Origin of the sequence: Nostoc sp. LEGE 12447, assembly GCF_015206985.1 — a bacterium.
Lineage (GTDB): Bacteria > Cyanobacteriota > Cyanobacteriia > Cyanobacteriales > Nostocaceae > Nostoc.
Window position 1 is genome coordinate 1 of record NZ_JADEXT010000023.1, and the last position, 15,260, is coordinate 15,260.

Consider the following 15,260-nt stretch of genomic DNA (forward strand, 5'->3'; position numbering starts at 1 on the left):
ATAGCCTGACCATTAGCGGGCAAACCATTGCAGAGATATTAGCAGACATCCCCGAAGAACCATCTGCAAATCAAGATGTGATTCGGACTTGGAACAACCCCATGTATGCTCAAGGACACTTAGCCATCCTCAGAGGTAATCTGGCAACGGAAGGGGCTGTCGCTAAAATTACCGGCGTGAAAAAACCAGTAATTACTGGGCCTGCAAGGGTGTTTGAATCGGAAGAAGCCTCTTTAGATGCAATTTTGGCGGGTAAAATTCAAGCTGGTGATATTTTGGTTATCCGCTACGAAGGGCCTAAAGGTGGCCCTGGAATGCGAGAAATGTTGGCTCCCACTTCGGCAATTATCGGGGCTGGTTTGGGTGATGCGGTGGGATTAATTACCGACGGGCGTTTTTCTGGCGGTACTTACGGTATGGTGGTTGGTCATGTGGCACCAGAAGCAGCAGTTGGTGGTGCGATCGCGCTTGTAGAAGAAGGCGATAGTATTACGATTGATGCACCGGCTCGTTCATTGCAGTTGAACATATCTGAATCAGAATTAGCCCGTCGTCGTGCCAACTGGCAACCTCCTGCTTTGCGTTACACCAAAGGCGTGTTGGCGAAATATGCCAAATTAGTATCTTCTAGCAGCATCGGTGCAGTCACGGATTTAGATTTGTTCAAATGATGATATATCGGGTAATTGATACAGAGTTTTAATGTTCTATGCTTTGAGACGCTAAACCTCAAAGGCATGAAGCGTCTATGGGGAAGAAAAATTAGCGATTTAGCACTCCGAGACTTTCTAAATATCCTAGAGTGGGTGACAAGGAAGAAAAATAAACAGGTAGTCTATATCAACCAATGGTATCCTTCTAGCAAAACTTGTTCTAACTGTGGGCACATAATAGATCGCCTAGATTTGTCAATCAGACGTTGGCGTTGTCCATCATGTCAATTTGAAAATGACCGAGATGAAAATGCCAGTTTGAATATTAAAAGAGTCGGGAGTTCGACTCTAGGCGTAGGAGATGTCAGACAGTCCCAGACTGCAATCTCTGCCTGATGCCTGAATCCCCCGTTTTGAAAACGGGGGAGTGGCTCAAAAGGTCATTGTCCTCAAGGAGCAATCAATTGCCAAGCTGAGAGCTTTTCGCCGCCATCCAAGAGGCCCAAAGATTGCTCAACCAAAACGAACTTATATTAAGAACAAGCCCCATGTCTCAACTGCTAAGACTTTAGGCCAGAAAACACAGAACATTAACACACCTTGAAAGGGCTAGTCCTATAGTATTAGATTTTACTAATTAATCGGCGAGATTCAAGCCAGTGTAATTATCGAGAAAGAGAGAAGGGAAATGTTGAAGAAGAAAAAACTTTTCCCCACAATGCCAAGAAGTCAAGAAGTCTATTTTTTACTAACCCAAGCAAGATCGGACATTCTCGAAAAAATTGCGTTAGATATTGCTCTAATTAAGGTTGACCAAGGAAGTCCTGTTTGCCAAGTTCGACACCGCAGTGTCTAAGAATGTTATATGCTGTTGTGACATGAAAATAAAGATTTGGTAAAACAAAATAGAACAGATATGGCATTCCTTCAAAAGAGAGAGTATTGTCACGCATTTGTAGGGTAATTTCTCTTTCTTCTGAACCGTCAATTTGTTCAGGTTTAAACGTATTTAAATGAGAGATAGTTTTTTGAATGCGGTCAATAAGTTGAGGAAATGTAGTTTCATTGTCCTCGAATTTAGGTGGTTCTATAAGAGCTAACCGTGCAGCACCTCTATTTACTATGTCAGAGGCAATTTGCACTTGTTTTGATAATGGAAACATATCTGGGGATAGACGACTATTAATCAACACAGAAGGATCTATTTTTTTAGTTTCAGCATAAGCAGCACCTTTTTCAAGAATGTTTGTAAGGTTATTCAGTGTGCGAATAGACACGGGTATTAAAGCTTGGTACATTGAAATGGTCATTGAAATTTCTCCAGAAAAAGTTCAAACGACTTTTAGCCGCCCATCTAATATTAGGGGGTATTGACTGTGATGTTGTGTCAAAGAATATGGAACCAAATTTAGTCACAGATCCAAAGATACTGAATGTTTTGAACGAACTCATACAACTCTGGACGATCTTTCATCGCCCAGAAATTGGGGACGAGACGTGCCGACTTTGAGCGGATGACGGAAGCCACATTTTGAGAAGTGGGTGCGTCGGGTCGGCGTTACGTCGGCAGTATGTGTTGGATGAGATGGAGAAGGGATAAGAGTTAGTTCTTTTTACTTGGGTGGAACTAACCTTTTAGCGATCGCTTTCTGTGCCCAACTTTCTCACGCCATCCATTCATTCCACTGTGGCGCATCGACAAGCAGTTGAGCAAATTTGTCATATTCACATTCTCAAACTTCAGCATCACGCCGCGATGCTCACCACTCTTGCCCAAAGTATTGCCCATCTTCTCCAACAGCGATGGCGCAAGCACCCGCCGTAGGCGATCGCCAGCCGCAAGCAGAGGCTAAAAATACTTTTAAAACCTCAAAGTGAGAAACTTTATAACTTAGGTTTTTACTTGGGTTGTCACAATGGAGTGATATCAAGGTTTTCAGCAGCAGATACGGCATTTCTAACCTACGCCGGTACGGTTTACACCCCTTTAATTTTTGTAAAGCCATCGTAATATTTATTTATATAAAGCAATATTTGCTTACATAAGCAAACTCAAATAAAAGAGTAGGTAATAAAAGCGATGAATCAACCCATTGAATTATCTTTAGAACAAGAATTTAGCCTTAGAACTTTCTCTGATCAAGTGCAGCAGATGTCCCGTGAACAAGCTCAAGAGTTTTTGCTGATGCTGTATCAGCAGATGATGATAAGGGAAAAGACTTACCAAGAATTGCTCAAACATCAGTGGGAAGTTGGTTCAGGTTCAATCTTGGGTTAAAACAAACCTTGCTCCCGTTACTTTAAGCGACTCAGAAGATAACGAACACACAATTGTCTTTTTCAAGGGCAAGGCAATAAAGATTATTTGCTTCCAAAAGAAGAAACTGTACAATAACCGACTCACAGTAACAGTTTTGATGGAACAGTGAACTACTTTGACCTACACAGCAAAGAGCCAATCGCACACCAAAGACGTACACCTGCTCCCAAAGTCAACCCCAAATCTGCCACTGCCCCAGGTATGCGTTCCAGTAAGGCTCACCATCAGCAATACCAACAGCCAAGCCTATTGTGGAGACTAGCTGTTGGTAGAACTGACCAGCGCTGTGCAAACCTTGCTGCAATTTCAGCTTCAGGATTTTTGGGTATTGGGTGTTAGGAATTAGGTTGCTAGGTTAAATTATTTGCTTTCTCAACTGCTTCCTTTAACTCTTCAAAGGTAATACTACCGTCTTCGTCTGAATCATAATTTACTAGTAATTCCTGGGGACTAGTGGTATTTGTTTCGGATGAGATGATTGCACTTAAGCCAGGACTTAAAAAAAGATCATTAATGGATACTTTGCCGTCTTGATCGCTATCTAAGGTATTAAAAAGAGATTGAAGCTCTTGCTCGGTTGTCATAAGTTTCTATCTGAATTAGTTTTTCAACTTAATATCTCATTAATCTCTGATTAATCTCTCAAAATTAAATAAACTTGTATCTTTAGACGTAGAAACAGCTATCGCTGGGGCTTAGATCGGGTGTATGCTGTGGGTTATAGGGGTTACACCATATTGACCGTTGAGTAACAAAAGATTTAATGTCTGCCAAACACGGCAATCAACAGATGATTCACGCCATCCACTCCACCCTTGAATTCGCAGACTGCGATGGCGCAAGCGCCCACCGTAGGCGATTTTTATTCCTTAAGGTAGATGACTTTTTTAATTAAAGTATTATCCTGTGAACACAGTTTTCCATTATAAATTTAATACTTTTTTTATTATTTCCATAAATTTTTTCAATATCTAAAACTCTAGTGTTAAACAGCAAATAAGGCTACAATGAACTGTTAATTGCTGGATGTAGCAATTTGTACTTGATTAAATTAAATTTGAAAGTTATTAGGTTAGGTAAACCGAAAAATTTAAGTATGTCCTGTACCTTTTCGCTTTACCTTACCCAATAAATTTGGCGAACTATTAGGTATCAAGAAATCATGTTGAAACGTCGCACAATACTAGTTGGTTTAGCTGCGTTTGGCTTAACGTTAGCTGTTAGTACACAAGTTCATGGACAATCTACTAGCGGGCCAGAAGCTTGGGAAAGTGTCTACAATGAGGCGGCTGCTGGGGCAACAACGATAATTACAGTTCCACTTTTGAACTCCTTATTATCATCTATCTTGCAAGTAGTCTTCAGATTGGCAGGTTATTGGGGTGGTTAACCCGCATTTCTCATACTCAAACAGAAAAAGAGCCTAAATACAGACGAGTGCAATGTAATTTTTGAGTAATTCCTGCGGTGGCGATCGCATTTCGCCCACTGTACGCAATTGTTTGACTATATCTCTTACTTGAAGAGCGCAGATTATCCCATAGCCAAATATTCCAAAAACCGTGAGGAGTTTTCTTTCCATGTTCAAACCTCGCCGAATTTTTAGTGCTTTAATTGCAATTATCCTAGCGTTTGCCATCAGCACGCAGATATATATACAACCCGCAGTAGCTGCTGGAGGAACGTGTAATCCAACTGTGGGAAACCTACCTATATGCCCAAGTACCGCACCTTCCGAGTCAGCTAGTTTTGTTGACCCAACAGCAACAATCACCAATCCCACATATATTACCTTGGGCGAAAAAGTCTACGTCGCTCCATTTGCTGAGTTAGATGCTACTGATGCTCCTATTAGTATTGCAGCAGATTCTAATGCCCAAGACCAAGTGAAAATCACAGCTTCAGGAACGGGAGTGGAGATTGGCGAGCGTGTCATTCTGGCACACATGGCCACGATCAAAGGTGCAGCTAAAATCGGTACTCAAGGCTTAACCGGGCCTTTTACTGACCCAGTTACCAATACTCAGTTTAGTAATACTATTCCAGAGACATTTCTCGCCTTCAACTGTGAAATAGATGGTGCAACTATAGAAAGAAACACAGTAGTCAACTTTCTGGCGCGGGTTGGCCCTGGTGTTACCTTACCTGCTGGTAAAGTTGTTTTGCCCGGTAAAAACGTCACAACTAACCTACAAGCTAGTAGTGGCAGTTTGGGGAAAGTAGTCAACCTGACACAAGCAGACGTTGCATTAATGGAAGGCATTATTGAAGTCAATGAAGCATTTGCCAAAGGTTACACAGATTTAGCTAGGGCAGACTTGACAAACGTCACAGGAATTAATTATGCTCCCGTCACCTTCTTTAATTCTGGAAGTCTGCCGCAGATAGGTGGAAGTCAAACTCGTGATCCAAACTTCCGTAACCGCATTATCGGTAATCTTACTTTCCAAGATTCTTTACCAACTCTCAACAACAAAATAGCTAATAGAATTTCGCTGCGTGCTGATGAGGGTGAACCTTTTAATGTTGGACAAATTGCTGGTATGGCAAACGATGTTGTCTTTCACGCATTAGAAACCACTAGTTTGACTCTTGGTAATGGTGTTGGTTATGGGCCTCGCACTCTAGTTCATGGCGGTAGGCAGGTTGTCAATGGTGTTGCTAATGGCCCTGAAACTAGCATAGGTGATGCTGTAGGGCTAGGGCCGAACTCTGTTATATTCCGCGCCAGCATTGGCAACAGATCAGCAATTGGGCAAAGAAGCGCAGTCTTCAACTCTACAGTAGCTCCCAGAACGCATATCCGTTCTCGAACAATCTATGCCGACAACGGCAGCATCATTCTACCTGTGGAGTGGTAAGGGGAGACAGCTTTCACTCCTATACCAGCCGTATTTTTAGCTGCTCGTTGTATAGCGTAGCTCTCTTTTATAACGGCTGGTATCTTTTTTCTTGGCTTGTGCCTAAGCAATTAACTTTTGCATAATTATGAATCTGAAAATCTTGTCGTTAGTGCAATTACAATGCCTACGATTGATGCTGCTGTTAACTTTGATATTCGGGCTGATATTAGTTGTTGATGATGGTTCATCTGTAGCTGCACAGATTGGGCAACCAGGATTTATAAACCCTGTAACTGCTGATATCAACTCCAGTCAGCCTCAAGTGGTACAACCTTCAGTCACCCGACTTGTGTCTACATTGTCAGATGAAGTCGAGGAATTACCAGCCCAGTTAATTCGCTGGTCGACTTACTGGCAACTTTGCTGGGAAGCATATCCTGAAGCTGAAGCATACGAACTGCAAACGGTACTTATGGAAGGCAAGTCTCCCAAGTTAAAACGACAAAGCGATCGCTGCTTTCGTATACAAGCTGCATCTAATGAAAACGAAAAATCACAAGGATTACTCAACCGTGATGTGATCTTGCTAATGCATAAAATTCAGCTTGGTTATCGAGTGCGAGCCGTCTTAGATAACAACCGCGTCAGTGAATGGTCTCAAGTAATGGCAGTCGGTGCAACTACTAACTCTGAATTGAATGGTATTTAAAACACCTGTGATAGCGGTTGTGGTACTAACGATGGCACCGGGAGTGAGTTTTTCTAATCGTTAAACTCATCATGAAAAACGAGAAGATTGATAAGAGTCCCTTGAATTAGTTCGTCACATATACTGGTGTCGTTAGTACATACACCATGAATGCCTAACTCAATATACAAATCTGAGACAGTAATAGTCATGCTTCCCCTTGAACCATTGTTTTGTCCTTGTTGTACTCCAGCCATATTACATTTGCTGACTCAATCCGACCTGACTCAGCGCCTACTCCAATTAAAAACGCGGTCAGTTTCTGCGCCTATCAGAAAGAATCAAAAACAGTAGCAGCGATCTCTCTATCCGTAGTAGGGCAACGTGATGCGTAAAGCCGCCTGCCTTTAGGCGGCGGATATAAGCGAATAGGACAAATTTATTTGTCCGTCAAGCTTCTGATAAATTCTCTAAAAACATCGTTTAAGCTACGTTCTTTCTTGTGGCAATATTTCACAAGAACCTCGTACTCTTCATCAGAACATCGCACAGTTAACTTTTTCATGCCGTCATAGTGCCGTCGTTGTGGTACAATATTAGCATGAAGACACTAAAATTCAAGTTATATCAGCACAAGCGCAATAAATACCTCAAAGCTAGTATCAATGCTGCTGGAGTTATTTATAATCACGCAATTGCTCTCCACAAAAGATATTATCGAATGTGGGGTAAACACTTGAATTGTGCAAAACTTCAGTCTCATATTGCGAAGCTTCGGAAACGTAAAGATTTCTGGCAGTCAGTGGGTTCTCAAGCAGTGCAAGATATATGCCAACGCATTGAGAAAGCCTACCAGTTGTTTTTTAAACACAATAAAAATGGCTGTTGTCCGCCAGGGTTTAAGAAGGTCAAAAAATACAAATCGTTCACCCTGAAGCAAGCCGGATATAAGTTTCTGGGTGGCAACAGAGTTAAAATTGGAAATCGTGTTTATCAGTTTTGGAAGTCTAGAGAGATAGAAGGAAAAGTTAAGACTTTGACCATTAAACGCACACCGCTAGGTGAGTTGTTTTTGGTTGTTGTTGTCGATAGCGCTGATGAGTCAGAAATCAAATTCACGACTGGTAAGATAGCGGGATTTGATTTTGGCTTAAAGACATTCCTAACCTGCTCAGACGGATCTAAAATCGAATCACCCCAATTCTTCAAGCAATCACTCAATGCCATCAAGAGAGCGAGTCGGCATCACTCTAAAAAATTATTTGGCTCTTCTAACCGGGAACTAGCAAGGAAGAACTTGGTACGCGCCCATGAAGACATAGCCAACCGCAGAACTGATTGGTTTTGGAAATTAGCGCATGACCTAACTAATAGATTTGACATGCTGTGTTTTGAGACGCTTAACCTCAAGGGTATGAAGCGTTTGTGGGGAAGAAAAATTAGCGATTTAGCACTTCGAGACTTTCTGAATATCCTGGAATGGATAGCAAAAAAGAAAGGGAAACTTGTGGTCTATATCGACCGGTGGTATCCTTCTAGCAAAACTTGTTCTTGTTGCGGACACATTTTAGAAACTCTAGATTTATCGGTTAGAGAGTGGCGTTGTCCCTCCTGTCAATCAGTGAATGGGAGAGATGAAAACGCCGCACGTAATATTCAGATGGTTGGGGCATCGACCATTGGGTTAGGCAATGTAAGTCGGTCTGAGACTGCGGTTGCTGTTTGAGCCTAGAATCCCCCGAATTTAGCGGAGCGCATTCGGGGGAGTATGTCAATCCAGGGTCGCTTGAATATTTAGCTGAAACCGCAATTCATCTCACACTCCCCTCCGGGTGAGATGTGATATGAATTGCGGGTGAAGTACAACAACAGTCCTCTGACCAATTTTCCCCATAGGGAGAACAGGACATGGAGGAAACGAACTCTCATTAATCTTCTGGTTGTTGCTGATCTTCTTATCTTCTTCTGGGTCTTCTATCTAATAAATTAACCGCAGCACCAGCAGCAGCACCATTGACACCATTTTTCCAGGTAGTTCTACAACCACCAGAAATTGCACCTGCCAATACACCAGCACCAGCACCTACAGCGATATCTTGAACAGGTAAACGTCCGTTTCTTCTTCTGGCTGTGGTGCGTCTTGCACCATTGGCAGCATTAACAGCAGCACCAGCAGCAGCACCTTTAAAAGCATTGTCTAATACGGAACCACAATTTGTTACAACTCCACTTAATACACCTGCCCCGGCTCCAATGGCTGCATTATTAATAACTCGGTCATCAGCAGAAGCAGGTTGAATCGGGATTAAGCTAGTACCAGCTAAAGTAGCAGCCATCAAGCCAGGTAGGAATGCGCGTTTTAGCAGATATTGCATGGTAGTACCCTCTTAAAAATCTTACGATTGGTGAACAATCAAATTTCAGTGCGATCGCTAATCCTCTTTTAGACAATAGCAATGTTATCTAAAATAAGGATATTTGGATAATTGCACTTACTAACAACGTAATTTTAGCCCAAAGCCTGTTGTATTTACTGAGTGGACAATAATTAAACTGACACATTAGCTAAAAAACAGTAAACCAAAAAGTTTTTCCTCAAAGAGCGATCGCTTCGCTAGGTGGAGCGTAGTCATCGCCTCCTCAATTGATTCTCACGAGTGATTACCGAAAGTGCTGCTGATGTGGGCTATTGGAGCGATAAATGGCGTGTTGGTGGGAAATCTTAGGTCAAGATTCGATTTTGTAGCTCTTTTAGACTGATATACACCATAGGGAAAACGCACCTTATTTACTAATAAAAACTAAGAAAAATTTCAGAATGATATAGATAATTGTAAAATTTAGTGAAATGATAAATAAAATAAATGAAGTATTTCTGAAGCTGAATCACTATTTATTAGTACTAAAATAACTCAAGATTCGAGTCTATAAAAAAAGTATGTTTATCAAGAAAAAAAAGTAATTTCTTCTAAAAAGTCAAATTCAATTTTTGATATATAAGTTTAAGCTAATGCTAAAACTCTTGTTAAATATTTCTTAGAAATTCATCATCGTAATGCCGCACATTCTATTCGCTGTCTCTTCTATCTACCGGAGTGTTATTTTTAAGATTTTTGAGAAGTTGCAAGGATTTTTCATCTAAAATCCCAAATTGGTATGATTTATTTTTCGGAAATCCCTGAGTATAATTCTGATCAGTGTCGCGCTTTCTGATACCAATTGCAAAAGAATCCACAAGCAAGAATTCAGAAGTCACAACTTTAAAAAGCTAATTCTTAGAGAGGTTAGTCATGGGAACTCCTGATTCAGACGCACTGGTATTTTTTGGGGCAACAGGTGACTTGGCCTACAAGAAAATCTTCCCCAGCCTTCAGGCAATGGTACGGCGGGGCAATCTTAATGTCCCAGTAATTGGGGTTGCCGGACGACCTTGGACGACGGATCAACTTAGGGAAAGGGCACGTGATAGCCTAGAACATAATGGTGGTATCGATCAAGCCGCATTTGAGAAACTTTCTGGTCTACTCCAGTACGTTGCTGGTGACTACAACAAACCAGAAACTTACGAAAAATTACGTCAAGCCCTTGGTGATGCCACTCATCCCCTCTACTATTTGGCAATTCCACCGAGCTTGTTTGCACAAGTAGTCTCAGGATTGGGTGAATCAGGCTGTGCTAAAAATGCGCGGGTGGTAATTGAAAAACCATTTGGACGGGATTTGGAATCAGCACGCGAGTTAAATCAAATTCTGGCATCAGTTTTTCCCGAATCATCCATTTATCGCATCGACCATTACCTGGGCAAAGAACCACTGCTGAATTTACTCTATTTTCGGTTTGGCAACTCTTTTCTTGAACCTATCTGGAATCGCAACTATGTTGAAAGCATCCAGATTGTGATGGCAGAGGACTTTGGCATTCAAGGAAGGGGGCGCTTCTATGAAGAGACTGGTGCAATTCGGGATGTGGTGGAAAACCACATGCTGCAAGTATTGGCTTCAGTGTGCATAGATGCTCCCGCCAGTACTGCTCCCGATTCCATTCGGGATGAAAAAGAACGTATTCTCAAAGCTATACCTTCACTGCAACCCGATGATATTATTCGCGGTCAATTTTCTGATTACCGCAAGGAAGAAGGTGTTTCTCCTGACTCTCAAGTAGAAACATTTGTTGCCGTGCGGTTATTTATTAATACATGGCGGTGGTCAGGAGTTCCCATCTACATCCGGGCTGGGAAGAAATTACCTGTTAAAACTACTGAGGTGATGGTCAAACTCAAGTGTCCACCTTTAAATGTGTTCCAGGAGGAAAGAAAAGAAAACGCTAATTATGTTCGTTTTTTACTAGATCCAGAGGTAATTGTGGGATTGGGCGCTCGCACTAAAATCCCTGGAGAAGATATGAGCGGCTCTGCGGTTGAACTCCTGGCCTTTTACGGAGGTGGCGACGAGATGGAACCCTATGAGCGTCTATTGGGTGATGCCATGCGGGGCGACCCTACCTTGTTTGTACGCGAAGATACGGTAGAAGAGGAATGGCGCATTGTTCAGCCAATTCTTGATAACGTCACACCCGTTTACGAGTATGAGCCAAATACATGGGGCCCACCTGAGTCAGATAAACTGCTCTTGCCAAAAGATCAGTGGTACAATCCCTTATCTAGAGAGTAGGATCTATTACTCACAGACTTGGCAATATAATATCAGGGCTTCACCAATTAATGGAAATGGTAAGCAAGTTCGTAGTAAGAACTTTAGTCCTTACTACGAACCTCAAAACTAGCGGGAGCAAAGTATTAGGTAATCACAGTTGGCTGTTCCCGTCCTGTCAGTTTGCGGATCTGGGCGATCTCCTGGACAATAGTGATTAAAGAAGCAAGTGCTTGCTGTGGATCGAGGTCATGTTTGGCGGGATCTGGCTCGTAGCTTTCTAGATAAACTCTTAGGGTTGCACCTTGAGTCCCCGTACCAGAAAGTCGCACTACAATGCGGGAGCCATCGGTAAAGCCAATGCGAACACCTTGTTGCTCGCTAATGCTACCATCAACAGGGTCGGTATAACTAAAGTCATCACTGTATTCAACTTGATAGTTACCGAATTGCTTGCCTTTAAGATTTGGCAATAAAGAACGCAGTCTTTCTATTAAAGTGTTGCCTTGCTCTATCTGTATCTCTTCATAGTCATGGCGGGAGTAATAATTGCGTCCATAAGTCTGCCAGTGTTCCCGTACAATCTGCTCAACAGATTGTTGCCGGACTGCTAGGATATTGAGCCAAAACAGCACAGCCCATAGCCCATCTTTTTCGCGGATATGGTTAGAACCGGTACCAAAACTTTCTTCACCGCAGAGAGTCGCTTTACCCGCGTCTAAGAGATTGCCGAAAAACTTCCAGCCAGTGGGTGTTTCGTAAGATTCAATCCCAATCTGAGCAGCAACTCGATCTACTGCTTGGCTAGTAGGCATCGATCGCGCTACCCCGGCTAAACCTTCACTATAACCAGGGACTAGCTTGGCGTTTGCGGCTAACACTGCAAGACTATCGCTAGGGGTGACAAAGAACTTACGCCCTAAGATCATATTGCGATCGCCATCTCCATCAAAAGCTGCCCCAAAGTCTGGTGCATTCTCTCCGTACAAAATATCCACCAAATCATGAGCATAAACTAGATTTGGGTCAGGATGTCCACCTCCAAAGTCTTCTAGGGGTGTACCATTTTGCACAGTTCCCACTGGTGCGCCCAAACGTTGCTCAAAAATGGCATGGGCATAAGGGCCAGCTACAGCATGTAAGGCATCAATGCTGAACCGAAAATTTCCTCTTGTCAACAGTTGCTGAATCCGCTCAAAATCAAACAGGGACTCCATTAACTCTTGATAATCCTGTACGGAGTCAATTACCTCAACTACCGTCTCTCCCAAATGTGACTCACCTAAAGTTTCTAAATCTACATCTGGTGCTTCCAGAATTTGGTAGCTATCAATGACTTTACTGCGATCGTAGATTGCCTCAGTCACCTTTTCCGGTGCTGGGCCACCATTGCTAATGTTATATTTCACACCAAAGTCACCATTTGGCCCGCCCGGATTATGGCTAGCAGACAAGATGATGCCACCAATAGCCTGATATTTGCGAATAATCGCAGAAGTCGCAGGAGTAGACAAAATTCCCCGTTGACCAACTTTAATCCGCCCAATGCCATTGGCCGCAGCCATTTTCAAAATGATTTGAATAGCTTGGCGATTGTAATAACGACCATCACCACCCACGACTAAAGTTTGAGAGTGCAAGTCCCCCACAGAATCGAAGATCGATTGGATAAAATTTTCCAGGTAGTGGGGCTGCTGAAAAACCTTAACTGATTTCCGCAACCCAGAAGTACCAGGCTTTTGGTCGCTTAAGGGAGTAGTAGAGACTTTACGTATGTTCATAGATACTGTTTATTTAACAAGGCATTTTCTTTTTACAGCTTTGCATAAGTTTGTTACAAAAAATTGCCATGTATCATGTACCCAATGGCAGGCGTAAATCCCTGATTTAACTTTTTAGGGGTGGGGTTACAATCATTGGTGTCAACTTAAGCTCAAACACTCAATTTACCGTAGTTTTAGATCCCCCAACCCCCTTAAAAAGGGGGCAAAAAACTCTAGTTCCCCCCTTTTTAAGGGGGGTTAGGGGGGATCAAAAATCTAGGTGGTACATCGAAAATTTTTGAAATGCTTATCAGACTCGGCTTTCACGTTAAGTTGACACCTATGGGTTACAATAATTGTCGGGTTTTGGGGCAAAGAGACTCATGTTAAAGGGGAAAAAACTTATATATCAAGCCTTCCACTCCTTTTCCCTTTAACCTACAAGTATTATAATCACAGCATAATCAAACCCAGTCGCACACCCACAGCAACAGCCTCAGTACGGCTGGAGACACTGAGCTTTTGAAAAATAGATGAGAGATGAAATTTGACGGTATGCTCAGAAATCTGCAACCGTTTAGCGATCGCTTTATTTCCCAACCCAGAACCAAGCATACCTAAAACCTCTATCTCCCGTGGTGTCAAGGTTTGTACAGGATTTACCACCACTTTCTCCCGGATAGACAGTAATTCTACAGCATCCGGGTGCAGCACCACCAAACCAGAAGCGATCGCCTCTACAGCAGCGACAATTTCTAACTCTGTGCTAGTACTGGGCAATATCCCCCGGATACCAGAACGTAACACCGTCTCTAAGTCGATGCTGTCGAGTTCCTCAATAATGGCGATCGTACCTAATGGGTATTGCTGTTCTTGAATAAGCAACAATTTTTCCCACACCGATTGTTGAAGATTACTACTCAAATCTACCAGCACCACATCTGGTTGTAATTGCTCAACTTCCCTTGACAATTCATCCAAATCGGATGCGCTCCCCATAACTGTTAGTCGAGGATTGGTAGCCACCACAGCTGATAACCCTGCCCGCACAACAGGGGAAGTGGCAACTACCATTACCCGAATCACGTTGCCTCCACAGCAGTTTTTCCAGACTGCACTGCAACATAAATTACTAATTGCTGCCCGCCGCATAGGAGTTGTAGCGGCACAGATCCTTTACTGTCATGGAGATATTTAGTTAAATCATTCACGGTAGTGAATAATCGCCCCGAAACTCCAATTAAAATATCGCCGATTTGCACACCAGAAGTTTCCGCAACACTACCAGGTAGAATTGACAGCACCAATAAACCTAAGCTACGCCTACTTAAAAGCACAGGTTGCAGCGTGACTCCTAGTTGCGGACGACTATTTCCCTGTAAAAAACGCTCAACGGTGTTGCTGGGAACTGCCACAGCTAAACCATTAACAATCATGGTGTTAATTCCCACGACTCGGCCTTGACAGTCGGCAAGTGGCCCCCCAGAATTTCCAGGATATAGCTGCAAATCAGCCATAACAGCCCGCGAATTATTTGCATAGATAATTCCAGTTGTCACAGCACCATTGTCAGCAAAGGGATTACCAACCGCCAAGACCAATTCACCTACTCGTAGCGCCTCAGAATTGCCAATGCTTGCAGCAGTTAAATCAGTGGCGACAATTTTCAGCGCTGCTAAATCCTGCTGTGGATCAAACTGTGTACGCACGGCATCAAATACTCTTCCATCTGCCAATTCCACAGTTGCACGGTTGCTAGTTGCGACATGAGCGTTAGTGATAATTAGCCCGTCAGATTGCCAAATTACACCGGAACCGATTCCTAGAGAGCCACTTTTCACTTTGACAGTGCGATCGCGTAGTTTAGCAGCTACCTCTGTTAATTCAGCAGCGATATTAGTTAATGTTGTGTTTGCCATGTTATACAATTTTTCCCATGTCAAAGTAGAATCTGTTGGCTGACAATTGTTTTTAGTCGGGTTGGGATAATTGAGAATGCTGCAAGATATCAGTCAACCCAACTTTGGAAAGCAAATTTTGACAGTTCCGAGTTCAGAGGCTCAACGTTCGAGTAAAAAGGTCGAAGTTTCGAGTTCAGAGGCTCAACGTCCGAGTAAAAAGGTCGAAGTTCCGAGTTCAGAGGCTCAACGTTCGAGTAAAAAGGTCGAAGTTCCAAGTTCAAAGGCTCAACGTCCGAGTAAAAAGGTCGAAGTTCCAAGTTCAGAGGCTCAACGTTCGAGCAAAAAGGTCGAAATTCCGAGTTCAAAGGCTCAACATTCGAGTAAAAAGGTCGAAGTTCCAAGTTCAGAGGCTTGAATGAATAGAAAATCTAGATAAATCTTCT

General features: G+C 42.7%; 21 protein-coding genes and 1 pseudogene. 11 read left to right on the forward strand and 11 right to left on the reverse strand.

All coding sequences use genetic code 11. From position 1 onward, the window contains the following. The 3 genes and pseudogenes from IQ274_RS21530 to IQ274_RS21540 all read left to right on the forward strand — a co-directional run. Positions 1–671, forward strand: a 671-nt coding sequence (locus IQ274_RS21530) for a dihydroxy-acid dehydratase (RefSeq protein WP_194143372.1), incomplete at its 5' end; no start/stop codon positions are given. Between the two features lie 15 nt (positions 672–686). After that, a pseudogene (locus IQ274_RS21535) lies at positions 687–1,049 on the forward strand (RNA-guided endonuclease InsQ/TnpB family protein); the annotation flags it as partial. Between the two features lie 31 nt (positions 1,050–1,080). After that, complete coding sequence (locus IQ274_RS21540; RefSeq protein ID WP_163939577.1) at positions 1,081–1,257, forward strand: hypothetical protein; 177 nt, start codon at positions 1,081–1,083, stop codon at positions 1,255–1,257. A 199-nt stretch (positions 1,258–1,456) separates the two neighbouring features. On the opposite strand, the gene IQ274_RS21545 is transcribed toward IQ274_RS21540, so the two are convergent. From IQ274_RS21545 to IQ274_RS21555, 3 genes are all read right to left on the reverse strand, one after another. Beyond that, entirely contained in the window at positions 1,457–1,963 is a 507-nt protein-coding gene (locus IQ274_RS21545; protein ID WP_163939579.1) for a DUF1993 domain-containing protein, read from the reverse strand. A gap of 317 nt (positions 1,964–2,280) precedes the next feature. Further along, on the reverse strand, positions 2,281–2,442 hold the full coding sequence (locus tag IQ274_RS21550) for a hypothetical protein (RefSeq protein ID WP_194143373.1): 162 nt from the start codon (positions 2,440–2,442) through the stop codon (positions 2,281–2,283). Further along, positions 2,414–2,659 (reverse strand): hypothetical protein, encoded by a 246-nt coding sequence (locus IQ274_RS21555; protein ID WP_194143374.1) that lies wholly within the window; start codon positions 2,657–2,659, stop codon positions 2,414–2,416. The genes IQ274_RS21550 and IQ274_RS21555 overlap by 29 nt, the downstream gene beginning before the upstream one ends. 74 nt (positions 2,660–2,733) lie before the next feature. Here IQ274_RS21555 and IQ274_RS21560 point away from each other — a divergent pair, with 74 nt between their 5' ends. Next, complete coding sequence (locus tag IQ274_RS21560) at positions 2,734–2,931, forward strand: NblA/ycf18 family protein (protein ID WP_163929712.1); 198 nt, start codon at positions 2,734–2,736, stop codon at positions 2,929–2,931. Positions 2,932–3,078: 147 nt separating this feature from the next. Continuing rightward, positions 3,079–3,312 carry a hypothetical protein gene (locus tag IQ274_RS21565; protein WP_163929711.1) on the forward strand — a complete coding sequence of 78 codons (234 nt, stop codon included), beginning with the start codon at positions 3,079–3,081 and terminating at the stop codon, positions 3,310–3,312. Positions 3,313–3,323: 11 nt separating this feature from the next. Here the strand turns inward: IQ274_RS21565 and IQ274_RS21570 are convergent, their stop codons facing one another. After that, the gene (locus IQ274_RS21570; RefSeq protein WP_163929710.1) at positions 3,324–3,557 is read right to left on the reverse strand and encodes an EF-hand domain-containing protein; all 234 of its coding nucleotides are present in this window, start codon (positions 3,555–3,557) and stop codon (positions 3,324–3,326) included. 578 nt (positions 3,558–4,135) lie between these two features. Here IQ274_RS21570 and IQ274_RS21575 point away from each other — a divergent pair. Next, positions 4,136–4,363 carry a hypothetical protein gene (locus tag IQ274_RS21575; protein WP_114081550.1) on the forward strand — a complete coding sequence of 76 codons (228 nt, stop codon included), beginning with the start codon at positions 4,136–4,138 and terminating at the stop codon, positions 4,361–4,363. Between the two features lie 33 nt (positions 4,364–4,396). On the opposite strand, the gene IQ274_RS21580 is transcribed toward IQ274_RS21575, so the two are convergent. Then, positions 4,397–4,555: a hypothetical protein gene (locus IQ274_RS21580; protein ID WP_163929709.1), complete on the reverse strand. Its 159-nt coding sequence runs from the start codon at positions 4,553–4,555 to the stop codon at positions 4,397–4,399. Between IQ274_RS21580 and IQ274_RS21585 the strand changes: the two genes are divergently transcribed. Beyond that, complete coding sequence (locus tag IQ274_RS21585) at positions 4,554–5,834, forward strand: acetyltransferase (protein ID WP_194143375.1); 1,281 nt, start codon at positions 4,554–4,556, stop codon at positions 5,832–5,834. The two genes, IQ274_RS21580 and IQ274_RS21585, sit on opposite strands and share 2 nt — an antisense overlap. A gap of 127 nt (positions 5,835–5,961) precedes the next feature. Then, positions 5,962–6,525, forward strand: a complete 564-nt coding sequence (locus tag IQ274_RS21590; protein WP_194143376.1) for a hypothetical protein — start codon at positions 5,962–5,964, stop codon at positions 6,523–6,525. A 53-nt stretch (positions 6,526–6,578) separates the two neighbouring features. On the opposite strand, the gene IQ274_RS21595 is transcribed toward IQ274_RS21590, so the two are convergent. Next, positions 6,579–6,761 carry a hypothetical protein gene (locus tag IQ274_RS21595; protein WP_194143377.1) on the reverse strand — a complete coding sequence of 61 codons (183 nt, stop codon included), beginning with the start codon at positions 6,759–6,761 and terminating at the stop codon, positions 6,579–6,581. A 344-nt stretch (positions 6,762–7,105) separates the two neighbouring features. On the opposite strand from IQ274_RS21595, the gene IQ274_RS21600 reads away from it, so the two are divergent. Further along, positions 7,106–8,230 carry an RNA-guided endonuclease InsQ/TnpB family protein gene (locus tag IQ274_RS21600; RefSeq protein WP_194143378.1) on the forward strand — a complete coding sequence of 375 codons (1,125 nt, stop codon included), beginning with the start codon at positions 7,106–7,108 and terminating at the stop codon, positions 8,228–8,230. Between the two features lie 229 nt (positions 8,231–8,459). Here the strand turns inward: IQ274_RS21600 and IQ274_RS21605 are convergent, their stop codons facing one another. Together IQ274_RS21605 and IQ274_RS36645 are read right to left on the reverse strand one after the other, a co-directional pair. After that, on the reverse strand, positions 8,460–8,879 hold the full coding sequence (locus tag IQ274_RS21605) for a hypothetical protein (RefSeq protein WP_163929716.1): 420 nt from the start codon (positions 8,877–8,879) through the stop codon (positions 8,460–8,462). 692 nt (positions 8,880–9,571) lie between these two features. Continuing rightward, positions 9,572–9,760 carry a hypothetical protein gene (locus IQ274_RS36645; protein ID WP_163929706.1) on the reverse strand — a complete coding sequence of 63 codons (189 nt, stop codon included), beginning with the start codon at positions 9,758–9,760 and terminating at the stop codon, positions 9,572–9,574. Between the two features lie 34 nt (positions 9,761–9,794). Between IQ274_RS36645 and zwf the strand changes: the two genes are divergently transcribed. Next, complete coding sequence (gene zwf / locus IQ274_RS21610; protein WP_163929705.1) at positions 9,795–11,174, forward strand: glucose-6-phosphate dehydrogenase; 1,380 nt, start codon at positions 9,795–9,797, stop codon at positions 11,172–11,174. Between the two features lie 125 nt (positions 11,175–11,299). Here the strand turns inward: zwf and IQ274_RS21615 are convergent, their stop codons facing one another. The 3 genes from IQ274_RS21615 to IQ274_RS21625 all read right to left on the reverse strand — a co-directional run bounded on the left by IQ274_RS21615 (position 11,300) and on the right by IQ274_RS21625 (position 14,835). Then, positions 11,300–12,934: an alpha-D-glucose phosphate-specific phosphoglucomutase gene (locus IQ274_RS21615; RefSeq protein WP_194143379.1), complete on the reverse strand. Its 1,635-nt coding sequence runs from the start codon at positions 12,932–12,934 to the stop codon at positions 11,300–11,302. Positions 12,935–13,369: 435 nt separating this feature from the next. Further along, positions 13,370–13,990, reverse strand: a complete 621-nt coding sequence (locus tag IQ274_RS21620; RefSeq protein ID WP_228058290.1) for a response regulator transcription factor — start codon at positions 13,988–13,990, stop codon at positions 13,370–13,372. Positions 13,991–13,998: 8 nt separating this feature from the next. Further along, on the reverse strand, positions 13,999–14,835 hold the full coding sequence (locus tag IQ274_RS21625) for a S1C family serine protease (RefSeq protein ID WP_194143381.1): 837 nt from the start codon (positions 14,833–14,835) through the stop codon (positions 13,999–14,001). A gap of 76 nt (positions 14,836–14,911) precedes the next feature. Between IQ274_RS21625 and IQ274_RS21630 the strand changes: the two genes are divergently transcribed. Continuing rightward, positions 14,912–15,232: a hypothetical protein gene (locus tag IQ274_RS21630; RefSeq protein ID WP_194143382.1), complete on the forward strand. Its 321-nt coding sequence runs from the start codon at positions 14,912–14,914 to the stop codon at positions 15,230–15,232. Positions 15,233–15,260: the final 28 nt, after the last annotated feature.